A 14,883-nucleotide genomic window follows, 5' to 3' on the forward strand; every position below is an offset into this window, starting at 1 on the left:
GTTCAATCGTTCAGTCGGCCGCGACATGCGGTTCGATCTTGTGCCGCAGCGCGATCGGCGGCACGCGGCGGCACTGCCACACCGACACCACGGCGACGACCGCCGCCATCGCGACGCCCAGGTGAATCGCGCCGACGAGCGATTCGCGGGCCGCTTCCAGCAGCAGCGCGCCATTATGCCCGGCGCGCGTCAGCTCCGCGACGAGACCACCCTGCGCAGCGCGATCGATCAGGATCTGCGGATCGGCGAGCCGCGCATGCCATTGCATCGCCTGGTCGGCCGACAGCGCATTGCGCACGCCGCTCGAATACATCTGGTTGACGAGCGTGCCGGTGAGCGCGGTGCCGACCATCCCGCCAACCATCCGCAGCGACTGCAGCAACGCCGTCGCGATGCCGAGATGCTCGCGGCCGGCCGTCTGCTGCGCGAAGACGGTGAGGTTCGGCAGCACGAAGCCGAGCCCGATGCCGCCCGCGACCATCAGCGCCATCAGCAGCCACTTCGGCGTCGTGTGGGTCGACACGACGATGCCCGCGCAGGTGATCGCGAACAGCACGAAGCCGACGTGCAGCATCGCGTTCGGGTTGCGGATGCGCGTGACGACCCGGCCGTTCATGATGCTGCCGATCGTGATGAACACGACGAGCGGCGTGATCACGAGCCCCGCCTCCTTCGGCGACATCCCGAACCCGCCCTGGAACAGCAGCGGCGCGTAAAACAGCAGCGAGAACATCGAGAAACCGGCGAGGATCGCCAGCACGAAGAGTGCCGACAGCGCGCGGTTGCCGAACATGTCGAACGGCAAGATCGGCTGCGCGCAACGCTTCTCCCAGTGCCACAGGCCGAAACCGGCCGCGACCGCGACGACGAGCAGCAGCGACGCCCAGCTCGCGACACCGTACTTCGGCAGCCATTCGACGAACAGCTGCAGCGCGCCGAGCGACAGCGCGATCAGCAGCGCGCCCGGCCAGTCGAGCCGCATCTTGCGATCGTGCTCGACGTGGCGCAGGTGCGGCAGGTAGCGCCACACGAACAGCAGCGACAGCAGCCCGACCGGCAGGTTCACGTAGAACACCGAGCGCCAGCCGAACGACTGGGTCAGCACGCCGCCGAGCGACGGGCCGACCGCGTTCGCGATGCCGAACGCGGAGCTCATCAGCACTTGCCAGCGCAGGCGCACGACGGAATCGGGGAACAGGTCGGGAATGCACGCGAACGCGGTGCCGACCAGCATCCCGCCGCCGATCCCCTGCAGCCCGCGCGCGAGCACGAGCATCAGCATGTCGTTCGCCATCCCGCACAGCACGGACGCGCCGGTGAACACGACGATCGACGCAATGACGAACGGCTTGCGGCCGTAATAATCGCCGAGCCGGCCGAAGATCGGCACCGTGATCACGGAACTGAGCAGGTACGAGGTCGCGACCCACGCGTACAGGTCGAAACCGCGAAGCTCGGCGACGATGGTCGGCAACGCGGTGCCGACGACGGTCTGGTCGAGCGCGACCAGCATGGTGACAAATGAGATCCCGATCATCGCCAGCAGCGATTCGCGGAACGGCAGGACTTGCCCGCTCGAATGGTGGGCGGCAGTATGGACGGCCATTTTTTGTCGGCGCAACTTTTGACGAGTCAAACAATCTCAAAATTCTAGCATGCCGGAGTAATCTAGGCTGGCGACGGTCAAACTGGCTCAGACCGCCAAGGAGAAAGATGGAACCGATTTCAATCACCCCCGCGACCTCGCTGTCCCAGGAGGATCGGGACGCGCTGTGGCGCGCGAAGCAGGTGCTGGAAAGCCCGTCGCTGACGATGAAGCTGACGGGCATGCTCGGCGCCCCGGTCGAGAAAATGATCGCCCGGCTGCCGGATTTCGCGACCGGCAAGATCAACGACGCGACGCAGCTCGCGCTGCGCAAGTGTCTGAACATCGCGCTGCGCACGCTCGGCAAGCCGCCCGGGCCGGACGCCGAGCCCGACAAGCCGAGCAACCTGCTGCACAAGCTCGCGGTGGCGACGACCGGCGCCGCGGGCGGCGCATTCGGCTTTCTCGCGCTGCCGGTCGAGCTGCCGGTGACGACGACGCTGATCTTCCGCTCGGTGTGCGACATCGCGCGCAGCGAGGGTGAAGACCTGGGCTCGGTCGACACGCAGCTGCAATGCCTGGCCGTGCTCGGCATGGGCGGCAACCCGGACAAGCAGGAAGAGGACGCCGATCTCGGCTATTTCGTGCTGCGCGGCGCGCTCGCGCAGGCGATTTCGAAGGCGTCGTCCGACATCACGACGAAGGGCATCGCCGCGCACAGCTCGGCGGCCGTGTTCAAGCTCGTGCAGACGGTGGCGTCGCGCTTCTCGGTGCAGGTGACCGAGCAAATGGCCGCGAAGTCGATTCCGGCGATCGGCGCCGTGCTCGGCGCGACCGTCAATACGCTGTTCATCGACCACTTCCAGCAGATGGCGCACGGCCACTTCACCGTGCGCCGGCTCGAGCGCAAGTACGGCTCGGTGGCCGTCAAGGCCGCCTATCAGGCGATCGACGCCTCGCCGGCACGCTGAACCGCACGCTCGACCGCGACGCGGCGCAGGAACGCGGCCGCGCGGTCGAGCGCGTCACGCGCTTCCGGCACCATCGGCGCGTACAGCTGCCACACGTGCGGCATGTCCGGCCACACCTCGATCTCCACCGCGACCCCGGCCGCCTTCGCCTTCTCGGCGACGCGGCGGGAATCGTCGAGCAGCACCTCGGTGCTGCCGACCTGGATATACAGCGGCGGCAGGCCCGCGAAATCCGCATAGAGCGGCGATGCGTACGGATTCGTGCCCGGCTCGTCGCCCAGATACAGCTTCGCGGCCTTCGGCAGCGCCGCGCCCGCGAACATCGGATCGGCGCCGTCGTTCGTGCGCAGCGTCGCGCCGGTGGCGGCCAGGTCGGTCCACGGCGAGAACAGGATCGCGCCGGCCGGCAGCGGCTCGCCGCGGTCGCGCAGCGCGACGAGCGTCGCGAGCGCGAGGCCGCCGCCCGCCGAATCGCCGCCGAGCACGATCGACTCGGGCGGCGTGCCGAGCGCCAGCAGTTGCCGGTACGCGGCCAGCGCATCGTCGAGCGCGGCCGGGAAGCGGTGCTCGGGCGCCAGCCGGTAGTCGAGCGAGAACGAGCGCACGCCCGCGCGCTTCGTCAGGCCGAACACGAGCGGACGGTGGGTCTTCGTCGAACAGAAGTAATAGCCGCCGCCATGGAAGTACAGCAACGTGCGGCCGGGCCCGCGGCCCGCCACCGAGTCGGTGCGTTCGAGCCATTCGCCGCGCAGCGGCGCGTCGCCCGGGCCATGGCACTGGCGCAGCCGGTAGCCCGACGGCGCACGGCGCGGCACATACATTCGCAAGTCGGTAAAGCGCCGTGCGCGAGCGGGATCGAGTACCTCACGCGTGGTCTCGGGACGAAACTGCCAGCGCAGCAGCCAGCAGGCGAACTTGCTTTGCCAACTCATCGGACGCACTCCGTAATCACAGTGTGACGATGGTACGTGCGATCGCTCCCGCACCGCTCGACAGGTGCCTCTACTTGACATCCTCCCGCGCCTGAAGGCTCGGGATTCCTACCGCGTTTGAAACGATGATGCTTGTCTCAGATCGCCTCGGCGGGTTCCTGCTTCACGGAGCTGCCCGACTGCACCGGCTCTCCACAGGCTGCAACGCGGTGCCCCCGCGCCAGTATGTTGATCGCACCAACCACATCGGCATGGCCCTCATGCCCGCACCCGACACAGCGGAATGCCGCCTGCGTCTGCCGGTTTCCGGCGCTCACGGATCAAACGCCGGCACTCAGTTCGCCGGCATCACCTGGCCGCGGATCTCGCCGGCCGGGTGCTCCTTCGTATGGACGTTGAAATACCACTTGCCGCCCATCAGGTCGGTGACCTGCGCGTCGGTGAGTTCCTTCGAGCCCTTGATCGGGCTCGCCAGCTCCTCCTTCGGAATCGGCACCTGCACGCCCGCGTTCTGGCCGACCGGCGCCGGCCCGTGGAAGTGCGCGGCGGTGGCCGGCCCCGTGAGGTGTTCGTAAGTGACCTTCCACTGCAGCATGTGCGTGGCCGTGTCGTAGGTGGCCTCGACGTCGCCCGAGCCCTTGGTCGCCGTGGGCGGCACTTCACTCGACGGCTGGAGATTGGCGGACAGGCGCACCGTTTCGGCGGCGGCGCTGCCGGCGGCCAGCACGCCCGCAAGTAACGCGACCTGGAGCAAACGCAGCTTGAGCATGGACTCTCCTTGTACGACGTTGTACGCCGCCCGAGCGGGGGCGCCAGATAGGATGGTAGTCGATCGCCGCCGGTCCGGGAGTCGACCGAACGGCCATGCAGCGAATCGCCGCACCGCACCCGGCCGGCCCGCTCGCGCGGCGCACGGCGCGTCAGTCTGCATCAACCTGGAATGGACCTTTGCAGCCGGATGACTGAATCGGCGCGCGGCCTTTCGCTACACTTCGTCTCACAGTTGCTTGTTTCCTTCGTCCGAAGGAGTCTGCGAGTATTCACGCGGCCGCCCGGCCGCGTTTTTTTTGCGCACGCCGCCGTCGGATCCGGTTCACCCCGTATCAGGCATGGCGATGCGAGCGCACCGCTTCACGTCACGCGCGATAGCCCGGATCGACGCGATCGACGATCCGCTGCAGCGCGTCGAACGCGTCCTGCCCCGCGCCATGCTTCGGATCGAAATTCAGCGAATCGCGCACGCACCCTTCGAGCACCGGCGGCGCAATCGGCAACGCGTCGCCGATCGCATGCGTGGCGACCTGCACCTCGCATGCACGATTGAGCAGCCACATCAGCGAGAACGTCTGCGCGAGCGTCGCGCCGATCGTCACGGGCCCATGGTTGCGCAGCAGCAGCACCGGCCGCCCGCCTGCACTTTCGACGATGCGCCGCCCCTCTTCGAGATGTACGGTGATGCCCTCGAAGTCGTGATACGCGATCTTCCCGTACAGCTGCGCCGAATAGAAATTGGAGAACGACAGCCCGTCGCGCGAACAGCACACGGCCATCGTCGGCGTCGTGTGCACGTGCATCACGCAGTGCGCATCGGGCAGCGCCGCATGGATCGCGCTGTGGAACGTGAAGCCGGCCGGGTTGATCGGCCAGTCGGAATGACCGATCACGTTGCCGTCTATGTCGATCTTCACGAGGTTCGACGCGCACACCTCGCGGTAATGGAGCCCGAACGGGTTGATCAGGAAATGCCCGTCCTCGCCCGGCACGCGCAGCGAGATATGGTTGTAGATCAGCTCGGTCCAGCCGAGGTGATCGAAGATGCGGTAAGCCGCCGCGAGCTGCACGCGCGCCTGCCATTCGGCTTCGGAGAAACGGGCGGGACGCATGAACGGCTGGTTCGGTACACGTTGCATGGGGGAACTCCGGTTGCGGGTGCGCGCGGCCACGGCGAGCGGCGGCGCGCATGTCCATCGTCTGCCGGCGCCGTTCCGACCCGCATTGTGCGAGCGGCCCGGCGGCGCCCTTCACGATTCATATATGGTTGCGCGCACAACCTTATCACCTTTCCCCGCGCACCGGTATCGCGGGTTTTGCCGGAGCCGTTGCCGCCCTTACAACTGGTCGTCGACCGGCAGCAGCGTGAAGATGCCCGTCATCACGTTGCGCAGCAGCCCCGCATGCGGGTCGACGTGATAGGTGGCGGCCTGACCGCCTTCGGTGCCCGTCCATTCGAGCGCGGGCGGGCTGCCGTCGGTCCGCTTCGCGAGCGTGACGCGGTAGCTTTCGTCCGGCTGCGTCACGCGCGCGAAGATCGCCGCGGCCTGCTGCGCGAGCACCGGGCTATGGACCACGAGCGCGAGCTCGGTGTTCAGGTACGCGGAACGCGGGTCGAGGTTCAGCGAACCGATCACGACGATTTGCCGGTCGATCACGTACGCCTTCGCATGCAGGCTCGCACGCGAGCGCGAGCCGAACAGCCGCGCGGGCTGCTGGTCCGGCTGCGACTTGAATTCGTACAGCTCGACGCCGCGCTGCAGCAACGGCACGCGGTACGGCGCATAGCCGGCCTGCACCGCGACCGCGTCGGTCGCCGCGAGCGAATTCGTGACGATCGCGACGCGCACGCCGCGCGCGACCGTGTCGCCGAGGATCTTCACGCCGGCGTCGTGCGGCACGAAGTACGGCGAAAACGCGAGGAATTCCTTTTGCGCGCCGCGCGTCAGCTCGGCCAGGCGCTGCATCGGCGGGCTCACGTACGTGCCGGTCGGCCGCGCGACCTTGTCCGGCGCATCGACCTTGAATTCGGCCGGCGCCCACACGAGTTCGAGTTCGTCGCGCGCGATCTGCCGTGCGAGCGGCGTCGCGTTCAGCGGCTTCGCGTTGTACGGATCGGCATTCTTTCTCCAGTGGTCGCGCAACTCGTCGCGCATCGCGTCGAGATCCTTCGGATCGAACGTCTGCTGATTCAGCACGCGCAACGGATAGCTGCTCGCGCTCGCCCAGTAGTCGTCGAAGCTCTTCGAGATGTCGCTCGTCACGGGGCCGGCGGCCAGCACGTCGAGATCGCGGAACTGCAGTGTCGGGCTCGCACTGAAGTATTCGTCGCCGAGATTGCGGCCGCCGACGATCGCGAGCTGGTTGTCCGCGATCATCGCCTTGTTGTGCATCCGGCGCGTGAAGCTGTCGATCCGCGTGAAGAAGTTGGCCGTGCGCTCGACCATGCCGCGCTGCGATGCGCCGAACGGGTTGAACACGCGGATCTCGATGTTCTGGTGCGTGTTGAGCGCGGCCATCACGCGGTCGATATCGTGGAAGTTCAGGTCGTCGACCAGCATCCGCACGCGCACGCCGCGATCGGCCGCGTACAGCGCTGCGGCGAGCAGCAGCTTGCCGGTCGTGTCCTCGGTCGCGATGTAGTACTGCATGTCGAGCGTCTTCGTCGCCGCCCGCGCGAGCGCGATGCGCATCTGCAGCGCGGTGGCGCCATCGGCCAGCAGCCGGAAGCCCGACTGCCCCGGATGCGCGGCCTCCGGCGCGACCAGCGCATCGCGCAACGGTGTCGCGGTATCGGCCGACAACGCGTGGGAGACCGGGCGATCGAGCGTGGTGGCGGGCGGATGCGTCGCGCAGGCGGCGACGAGCGACAACAGCACACCGACGGCCAGTGCGCGGGCCGGGCGGCATGCGGCGCGCCACGACAGCGCGGCCGGTGCGCGCCGGATCAAAGAGGTGAACACGGAAACTTCCTCGACTGGCGGAACAAAAGGCCCGCATGCGCCGCGGCGCGCGGCTGGCGCGCGGTTCCGGCCGATTCTAGTGGGCGCCCGATGAACCGGTCAATCGCGCGGGTCGGCGCCGGCAGCTTCGAGCAGCAAGCGTGCCCCCGACTGCCGGGCGTCGCTGCCCCGCCGCGCCGGAAGCGGCCGCCGGACGGGTCACGCGCCAAAGCGGCCCAACCAATTTCATGCTCCATCGCCGCTGCGCTCGAAATGGCTGCGCACATAGTCGATATGCGTCTGCATCGCGGTGCGCGCCTCCTCGGGCCGTTGCGCGCAGATCGCGTCGCACACGACGCGGTGCTGCAGCAACAGCAGCTCGGACGCCTGCTCGTCGTGCGTCGTCATGCCCGCCACGTTGATCGAGATATGCTCGCGCAGCATCCCGATCACGCTGGTATGCAGGTGCAGGAACATCGTGTTGTGCGACGCGAGCGCAATCGCCTCGTGCAGCTTCGCGTCGGTCGCGGCTTCGACGGCCGCGGCGCCGTTCGCGTGCGCGGTTTCGAGCTCGCGCAGCAGCGCCCGGATCCGGCGCCGGTCGTTCGCATCGGCGCGCAGCGCGGCGAAATAGGCGGTCGCGCCTTCGAGCACGCGGCGGAACTCGAGGATGTCGTCGCGCAGCGCCGGATGATCGGCGACCAGCTGGCCCCACGGCGACGCGATCCCGGCACGCAACTGGTCCGTCACGTAGACACCCGCGCCGCGCCGGCTCTGCAGCAGCCCGCGCGCGACGAGCCGCTGGGTCGCCTCGCGCACCGTATTGCGCGCCACGCCGTATTCCTGCGCAAGCACGCGCTCGGCCGGCAGGCGCGCGCCGGCCGGCCAGGTGCCGTCGAGCAGCGCCGTCTCGATCTTGCGCATCACCACTTCGGTCCGGCCCCGTGCCGTCATCGCTGCCATCGTCGCGTCTCCCTGCGCCATGCCTTCCGCGCCGATTGGCCCAACCAACTTGAGCTGCGGCGCCGTCGCGGGAATTATGCAGCGAAATCGTCGTCCCGCATCCGCATGCCGGGCCGTCGCCTCTGGAGCGAGACATGAACCAACGGCAGTACCCCGCCGCCCCCGCGCACGTCTACCTGTTCGCGACCTGCCTGGTCGACCTGTTCGTCCCCGAAGCCGGGCTCGACGCGGTCCGCCTGCTGGAACGCGAGGGCCTGACCGTCCACTATCCGCGCGGCCAGAGCTGCTGCGGGCAGCCGGCCTACAGCAGCGGCAATCCCGACGAGGCACGCCGCGTCGCGGCCGCGCAGCTCGACCTGTTCGCCGAACCGTGGCCCGTGATCGTGCCCTCCGGCTCGTGCGGCGGCATGATCCGGCACCATTGGCCGGCGCTGTTCGCCGACGATCCCGTCCACGGCCTCAAGGCGCGGGCGATCGCGGAACGCACCTACGAACTCACCGAATTCCTCGTCCACGTGCTCGACGTGCGGCTCGATGCACTCACCGCGCCGGCCGGCGCCAACGAGCGCGTGGTGCTGCACACGTCGTGCGCGGCCCGCCGCGAGATGGGCACGCGTGTGCACGGCGTCGCGCTCGTCGACGCGCTGCCCGGCGTGACGCGCATCGAACACGAACGCGAATCCGAATGCTGCGGCTTCGGCGGCACGTTCTCGCTGAAGCACCCCGACATCTCCGGCGCGATGGTGCGCGACAAGGTCGCATCGGCCTGCGCGACGGGCTGCGATCGGCTCGTGTCCGCCGACTGCGGCTGCCTGCTGAACATCGGCCATGCGGCCGACCAATCCGGCGCGCCGCTGCCGGTCGAGCACCTCGCCAGCTTCCTGTGGCGGCGCACGGCCGGCGCCGCATCGCTGCGCGGAGACAAGCCATGAGCGCGCGCGACGCCATCCTCCAGCGGCTGCGCGCCGCCGCCCCGGGTGTCGCCGCCGAGGCCGCCGCCGCGCTCGACGCTCGCATCGACACGCATTACGACATGCGCCGCATGCAAACCGAAGCGGCACACGATCCGCACGCACTTGCCCTCACGATGCAGGCCGCGCTCGCCGCGTCGCACGCGGACGTCTGGCGCGCGACCGGCGACGCATGGCCCGCGCAGCTCGCCGTGCGGCTCGCCGAGGCTGGCGTGCGCAGCCTGCTGCTCGACCCGGCCCGCGCCGAATCCGCTGCGCTCGCCCACGCGCTGCCCGACACGGTCGTGCCGGTGCCGTTCGACCGGCCGATCGACGCGTGGAAGACCGAACTGTTCGACACGATCGATGCTGGCTTCACCGTTGCGCGCTCGGGCATCGCGGCCACCGGCACCGTCGTGCTCGCACCCGATGCCGGCACGCCGCGCACGGTGTCGCTGGTGCCGCCACTGCACGTCGCGCTCGTTCACGCGAGCACGCTGCATCCTGACCTGCATGCGGCCGTGCACGCGGAGCGCTGGCACGCCGGCATGCCAACCAACCTCGTGCTGGTATCGGGCCCGTCGAAAACGTCCGACATCCAGCAGACGCTCGCCTATGGCGCGCACGGCCCGCGCCGCCTGTGGGTCGTGATCGTCACTGATACGGCCGCCGCCGGCCCGGCCGCCACCGCCAGCGAGGACCTCCCCCAATGAGCGACCACACCGTGCAATTCGTTGCCCCCGGCGACTTCAAGGCCCGCGCGCGCGCCGCGCTCGACGATCCCGCGCTGCGCAAGAGCTTTCGCGGCGCGATGGACTTCCTGCAAGGCAAGCGCGCGACGCAGTTCCCCGACGACACCGAGCTGCAACAGCTGCGCGACCTCGGCGAAGCCGTGCGGCAGCACGCGCTCGCGCAATTGCCCGCACTGCTCGAACGGCTGGAAACGAAGCTCACCGAAGCCGGCGTGCACGTGCACTGGGCCGAAACGGCCGCCGACGCGAACGCGATCGTGCTCGGCATCGCGCAGGCGAAAAAGGCGCGCCGCGTGATCAAGGGCAAGTCGATGGCGAGCGAGGAAATCGAGCTGAACCACGCCCTCGCGGAGCACGGCGTCGACTGCATCGAATCCGACATGGGCGAATTCATCGTGCAGCTCGCGGGCGAGAAGCCATCGCATATCGTGATGCCGGCGATCCACAAGACGCGCGGCGACATCGCCGAGCTGTTCGAGGCACACATCCCCGGCACGCGCTACACCGAGGACGTCGACGAGCTGATCCAGACCGGCCGGCGCGCGCTGCGCCGCGCGTTCGCCGAGGCGGACATCGGCCTGTCCGGCGTGAACTTCGCGGCGGCCGACACGGGCACGCTGTGGCTGGTCGAGAACGAAGGCAACGGCCGCCTGTCGACGACGGTGCCCGACACGCACGTCGCGATCATGGGGATCGAGAAGGTCGTCGAGAAGCTCGAGCACATCGTGCCGCTGTCGAGCCTGCTCACGCGCTCGGCCACCGGCCAGGCGATCACGACCTACTTCAACCTGATCTCGGGCCCGCGCCGCGACGGCGAACGCGACGGCCCGCGCGAGCTGCATCTCGTGCTGCTCGACAACGGCCGCACGCAGGCCTACGCGGACGAGCAACTGCGCGCGACGCTGCAGTGCATCCGCTGCGGCGCGTGCATGAACCACTGCCCCGTCTATACGCGCATCGGCGGCCACGCCTACGGCACGACCTACCCGGGCCCGATCGGCAAGATCATCTCGCCGCACCTGCTCGGCCTCGACGCGACGGCCGACCTGCCGACCGCATCGACGCTGTGCGGCGCCTGCGGCGAGGTGTGCCCGGTACGGATCCCGATCCCGCAACTGCTCGTGCGGCTGCGCACCGAAGCGAACCGCAAGCCCGACGAGCCCGTCGCGCATCCGCTGCGCGGCCAGGGCGCGAACTACAACCGCGCGGAAGACCTCGTGTGGCGCTTCTGGTCGGGGGCGTTCGCGCACCCGCGCGCGTACCGCGCGTTCCGCTGGACCGCGACGCGGCTGCGTGCGCTGACGCCGGCAAAACAGATGGGCTGGACACAGCACCGCACGCCGCTCGAACCGGCGCCGCGCAGCCTGTCCGACCTGTTGCGCGCACGCGGCCAGCCCGAATAGCCGTTTCGTTTCTCAAGCCGTATCGACAAAAACCTATGGAGGAGACATCCATGCAAGCCTGGCATCAGATCTACACGCCGCTCGGCAGCCTCGGGCTGTCGGCGTCCGTCGCCGCAATCCCGATCATCTTCTTTTTCGTCGCGCTGGCCGCGCTGCGGCTCAAGGGCCACGTCGCCGCGGCGATCACGCTGCTGCTGTCGCTCGGCGTTGCGATCCTCGCGTACGGGATGCCCGTGCCGCAGGCGCTCGCGGCGGCCGGCTTCGGCTTCGCGTACGGCATCTGGCCGATCGCGTGGATCATCGTCGCGGCCGTGTTCCTGTACAAGATCGTCGTGAAGACCGGCCAGTTCGACATCATTCGCGCGTCCGTGCTGTCGATCACCGACGACCAGCGCCTGCAGATGCTGCTGATCGGCTTCTCGTTCGGCGCATTCCTCGAAGGCGCGGCCGGCTTCGGCGCGCCCGTCGCGATCACGGCGGCGCTGCTCGTCGGGCTCGGCTTCAAGCCGCTGCACGCGGCAGGACTGTGCCTGATTGCAAACACCGCACCGGTCGCGTTCGGCGCGATGGGCATTCCGATCATCGTCGCCGGGCAGGTGACGGGCATCGATCCGTTCCATATCGGCGCGATGGCCGGCCGCCAGCTGCCGCTGCTGTCGCTCGCGGTGCCGTTCTGGCTCGTGTTCATGATGGACGGGCTGCGCGGCGTGCGGCAGACCTGGCCGGCGGCGCTGGTCGCGGGCGGCAGCTTCGCGGTGACGCAATACTTCACGTCGAACCACATCGGGCCCGAGCTGCCGGACATCACGTCGTCGCTCGTCAGCCTCGTCGCGCTCGCCGCGTTCCTGAAGGTCTGGCAGCCGCGCACCGCGCAGCAGACGGCCGGCGGCCTCGTCGCGTCGGGCGGCGGCGCTGCGCTCGCGGGCTTCGGCGGCGCGGGCTCGCGCAACGGCTTCGGCACCGGCACGAGCCGGCAGGCGTCGCCGTACACGCTCGCGCAGACCGTGCGCGCATGGTCGCCGTTCCTGATCCTGACGGCCGTCGTCACGGTATGGAGCATCGCGCCGTTCAAGGCGCTGTTCGCCGCGCACGGCGCGCTCGCGTCGACCGTGCTGAAGTTCCATGTGGCGGGGCTCGACCAGCTCGTGGTGAAGACCGCGCCGATCGCCGCGACGCCGAAGGCGCTCGACGCGGTGCTGAAGATCGATCTCGTGTCGGCGGTGGGCAGCGCGATCCTCGTGACCGCGCTGATCTCGATGGCACTGCTGCGGATGAAGCCGCGCGACGCGCTCGTCACGTTCGGCGAGACGCTGAAGGAACTGACGCGCCCGATCCTGTCGATCGGCCTCGTGCTGGCGTTCGCGTTCGTCGCGAACTATTCGGGGATGTCGTCGACGCTCGCGTTGATGCTGGCCGCGACCGGCGCCGCGTTCCCGTTCTTCTCGCCGTTCCTCGGCTGGCTCGGCGTGTTCCTGACGGGCTCGGACACGTCGTCGAACGCGCTGTTCTGTTCGTTGCAGCAGGCCACGGCCCATCAGCTCGGCGTGCCCGAGACGCTCGCGGTGGCCGCGAACACGACGGGCGGCGTGACCGCGAAGATGATCTCGCCGCAGTCGATCGCGGTCGCCTGCGCGGCGACGGGCCTCGTCGGCAAGGAGTCGGAGCTGTTCCGCTTCACGGTGCGGCACAGCCTGCTGTTCGCGGTGATCGTCGGGTTGATCACGCTCGCGCAGGCGTACGTGCTGCCGGGGATGGTGCCGTAAGCGGCGCCCGCCCCAAAAACAAAACCCCACGCCCGGAAGAGCGTGGGGTTTTTCATGTCGCCGGTTGATCGCCCGCCGCGGCAGGCGACCGGTTGCGCGATCAGCTGCCCTTCGCGATGCGATCCTCGATGTGCTGCGCGCGGCTCGCCGACGACGGGTGCGAATCCAACATCGAGCTCTTGCCGCCGTCCAGCTTCGCGAGCTTCTGGAACGACGTGACCAGACCCTTCTGGTTCATGCCCTTCTGCTTGAGCAGGTCGAACGAGTAGTCGTCGGCCGCGCTTTCCTGCGACTGCGAGAACTGCGCATTGATGAACTTCTCGGTGATGTCGCCGAGCTGCGAGCTCGTCAGCGCCGCCACGCCCGGCGATGCCGCGCCGGCCGCGGTGCGCGCCGCGCTGACCGCGTAGGCCGTCTGCATCGCCTTCTTCGAGTGGCCGAGGGCGACGTGGCCCATTTCATGGCCGATCACGCCGCGCAGCTCGTCGTCGTTCATCATGTCCATCAGGCCGCTGTACACGCGCACGCAGCCGTTGCCCATCGCCCACGCGTTGACGTCCTTGGTCATGTAGACCTTGTAGTTGATCTTCTGGCTGTTCAGCGTCATGTCGCCGAAGCCCTTCATCACCTTCGTCAGGCGCTTCGCGTACGCGCTGTTCGCCGGCGCGATCTTCGATTCGGCATCGCTCGCCTTGCACGAGTCGTTCGACAGTGCGGCGATGTCGCTGTCCGACAGCGTCGCTGCCTTGTACAGGCTGGTCCCCGCCGACGTCAGGCTGTTCGCGTCAAGGCTCTGTACCCCGCCGCACGCGCTCAACAGAAACGCCACGCCACACGCTGCCACCGCTTTCTTGAGTTGCATCCCGGAATCCCTCGATAGTTGTATTTGGGAGCGGCGATTTTGCATAATCCGGCAGAAAATTACCAGATGTTTACATCAGATGACACGTTGATTACTCAACGAACAGGAACGAAGCGGCGCGTCGGCACGGGATTGACGACGGAAAACGGAGCAATCGCCGCAACCAGGCGACGACCGGAACGGGAAACGGGCAGGCTCAGGCCGTCTGGTCGTGGCGTCGCGTCAGCCGCCGCGCGACCAGCATCGGCAGCCGCACCGCGAAGCCGGTGAACAGGCGCAGGTGCATCCACGCGAGCAGCGCGTTGTCGCGACCGTAATGAAAGTGCGAGACGCCGCCCTCGTGGCGGCCGAAATAGCGCACCGGCGCGTCGATGCGGATCGGCCGCACGCCGGCCCAGCACAGCCGCACGGCCGCCTCGGGATCGAAGTCGAAGCCGCGCATCCACGGCTGGCGGCGCATGATCGCGGCCAGCGGCGCAACCGGATACACGCGAAACCCGTACAGCGAATCGCCGATCCCGGCCCACAGCGTCTCGAGGTCCGCCCACGCGTTCGACAGGCGGCGCCCCTGCACGCGCAACTGCGGCGCGCTCGCGTCGAACTTCGGCACGCCCAGCACCATCGCGTCGGGCGCGGCCTGCGACGCGGCCATGAACGCGGGAATCAGGTCGGCCGGATGCTGGCCGTCGGAATCCATCGTCAACACATGCGTGAAGCCGCTCGCGGCCGCCGCGTCGAGCCCGGCGAGCACCGCGGCGCCCTTGCCGCGGTTCTCCGGCAGCACGATCACGCGCAGCCCCGGGTCGCGCTCGGCCATCGCCTGCAACCGTTCGGCGCTGCCGTCGGTGCTGCCGTCGACGACGACCCACACCGGATTCCACTGCGCGCGGGCATTGCGCACGGTCGTGTCGACCTTGGCACCCGGGTTGTAGCTCGGAATCAGGACGAGATGGGTGGACGAGGCGTGCAGCTTGGACATGGAAACGGCC

Annotated in this window: 13 protein-coding genes and 1 pseudogene; 5 read left to right on the forward strand and 9 right to left on the reverse strand. The window is 68.7% G+C overall.

Annotated elements, in window-relative coordinates:
* Window positions 1–10 precede the first annotated feature (10 nt).
* Window positions 11–1,606, reverse strand: coding sequence for an MDR family MFS transporter (locus CFB45_RS15480; RefSeq protein WP_089426317.1), 1,596 nt, complete (start codon window positions 1,604–1,606; stop codon window positions 11–13).
* 107 nt (window positions 1,607–1,713) lie between these two features.
* On the opposite strand from CFB45_RS15480, the gene CFB45_RS15485 reads away from it, so the two are divergent.
* Complete coding sequence (locus CFB45_RS15485; protein ID WP_089426318.1) at window positions 1,714–2,556, forward strand: EcsC family protein; 843 nt, start codon at window positions 1,714–1,716, stop codon at window positions 2,554–2,556.
* On the opposite strand, the gene CFB45_RS15490 is transcribed toward CFB45_RS15485, so the two are convergent.
* The 6 genes and pseudogenes from CFB45_RS15490 to CFB45_RS15515 form a co-directional block, all read right to left on the reverse strand.
* The gene (locus CFB45_RS15490) at window positions 2,526–3,488 is read right to left on the reverse strand and encodes an alpha/beta hydrolase (RefSeq protein ID WP_089426319.1); all 963 of its coding nucleotides are present in this window, start codon (window positions 3,486–3,488) and stop codon (window positions 2,526–2,528) included. The two genes, CFB45_RS15485 and CFB45_RS15490, sit on opposite strands and share 31 nt — an antisense overlap.
* A gap of 137 nt (window positions 3,489–3,625) precedes the next feature.
* Window positions 3,626–3,805: pseudogene (locus tag CFB45_RS15495) on the reverse strand (zinc ribbon domain-containing protein); the annotation flags it as partial.
* Window positions 3,806–3,822: 17 nt separating this feature from the next.
* Entirely contained in the window at window positions 3,823–4,257 is a 435-nt protein-coding gene (locus tag CFB45_RS15500) for a CHRD domain-containing protein (protein WP_046544429.1), read from the reverse strand.
* Window positions 4,258–4,624: 367 nt separating this feature from the next.
* Window positions 4,625–5,398 carry a class II aldolase/adducin family protein gene (locus CFB45_RS15505; protein WP_089426320.1) on the reverse strand — a complete coding sequence of 258 codons (774 nt, stop codon included), beginning with the start codon at window positions 5,396–5,398 and terminating at the stop codon, window positions 4,625–4,627.
* 198 nt (window positions 5,399–5,596) lie between these two features.
* Window positions 5,597–7,222, reverse strand: coding sequence for a phospholipase D family protein (locus CFB45_RS15510; RefSeq protein ID WP_089426321.1), 1,626 nt, complete (start codon window positions 7,220–7,222; stop codon window positions 5,597–5,599).
* A gap of 225 nt (window positions 7,223–7,447) precedes the next feature.
* Window positions 7,448–8,164 (reverse strand): FadR/GntR family transcriptional regulator, encoded by a 717-nt coding sequence (locus CFB45_RS15515; protein ID WP_069248848.1) that lies wholly within the window; start codon window positions 8,162–8,164, stop codon window positions 7,448–7,450.
* 134 nt (window positions 8,165–8,298) lie between these two features.
* On the opposite strand from CFB45_RS15515, the gene CFB45_RS15520 reads away from it, so the two are divergent.
* From CFB45_RS15520 to CFB45_RS15535, 4 genes are read left to right on the forward strand one after another with little or no spacing between them, the layout of a single operon-like run.
* Entirely contained in the window at window positions 8,299–9,096 is a 798-nt protein-coding gene (locus tag CFB45_RS15520) for a (Fe-S)-binding protein (protein ID WP_089426322.1), read from the forward strand.
* Entirely contained in the window at window positions 9,093–9,827 is a 735-nt protein-coding gene (locus CFB45_RS15525) for a LutC/YkgG family protein (RefSeq protein ID WP_089426323.1), read from the forward strand. The genes CFB45_RS15520 and CFB45_RS15525 overlap by 4 nt, the downstream gene beginning before the upstream one ends.
* Complete coding sequence (locus tag CFB45_RS15530; RefSeq protein ID WP_089426324.1) at window positions 9,824–11,269, forward strand: LutB/LldF family L-lactate oxidation iron-sulfur protein; 1,446 nt, start codon at window positions 9,824–9,826, stop codon at window positions 11,267–11,269. The genes CFB45_RS15525 and CFB45_RS15530 overlap by 4 nt, the downstream gene beginning before the upstream one ends.
* A gap of 50 nt (window positions 11,270–11,319) precedes the next feature.
* Window positions 11,320–13,032 carry a lactate permease LctP family transporter gene (locus CFB45_RS15535; RefSeq protein ID WP_089426325.1) on the forward strand — a complete coding sequence of 571 codons (1,713 nt, stop codon included), beginning with the start codon at window positions 11,320–11,322 and terminating at the stop codon, window positions 13,030–13,032.
* A 100-nt stretch (window positions 13,033–13,132) separates the two neighbouring features.
* Here CFB45_RS15535 and CFB45_RS15540 read toward each other — a convergent pair whose 3' ends face one another.
* Window positions 13,133–13,894, reverse strand: a complete 762-nt coding sequence (locus CFB45_RS15540; RefSeq protein WP_089426326.1) for a M48 family metallopeptidase — start codon at window positions 13,892–13,894, stop codon at window positions 13,133–13,135.
* 196 nt (window positions 13,895–14,090) lie between these two features.
* Window positions 14,091–14,873, reverse strand: a complete 783-nt coding sequence (locus CFB45_RS15545; protein ID WP_069248854.1) for a glycosyltransferase family 2 protein — start codon at window positions 14,871–14,873, stop codon at window positions 14,091–14,093.
* Between the last annotated feature and the right edge of the window lie 10 nt (window positions 14,874–14,883).

The sequence above is a fragment of the Burkholderia sp. HI2500 genome (assembly GCF_002223055.1).
In the GTDB taxonomy this organism is placed as follows: Bacteria; Pseudomonadota; Gammaproteobacteria; order Burkholderiales; family Burkholderiaceae; genus Burkholderia.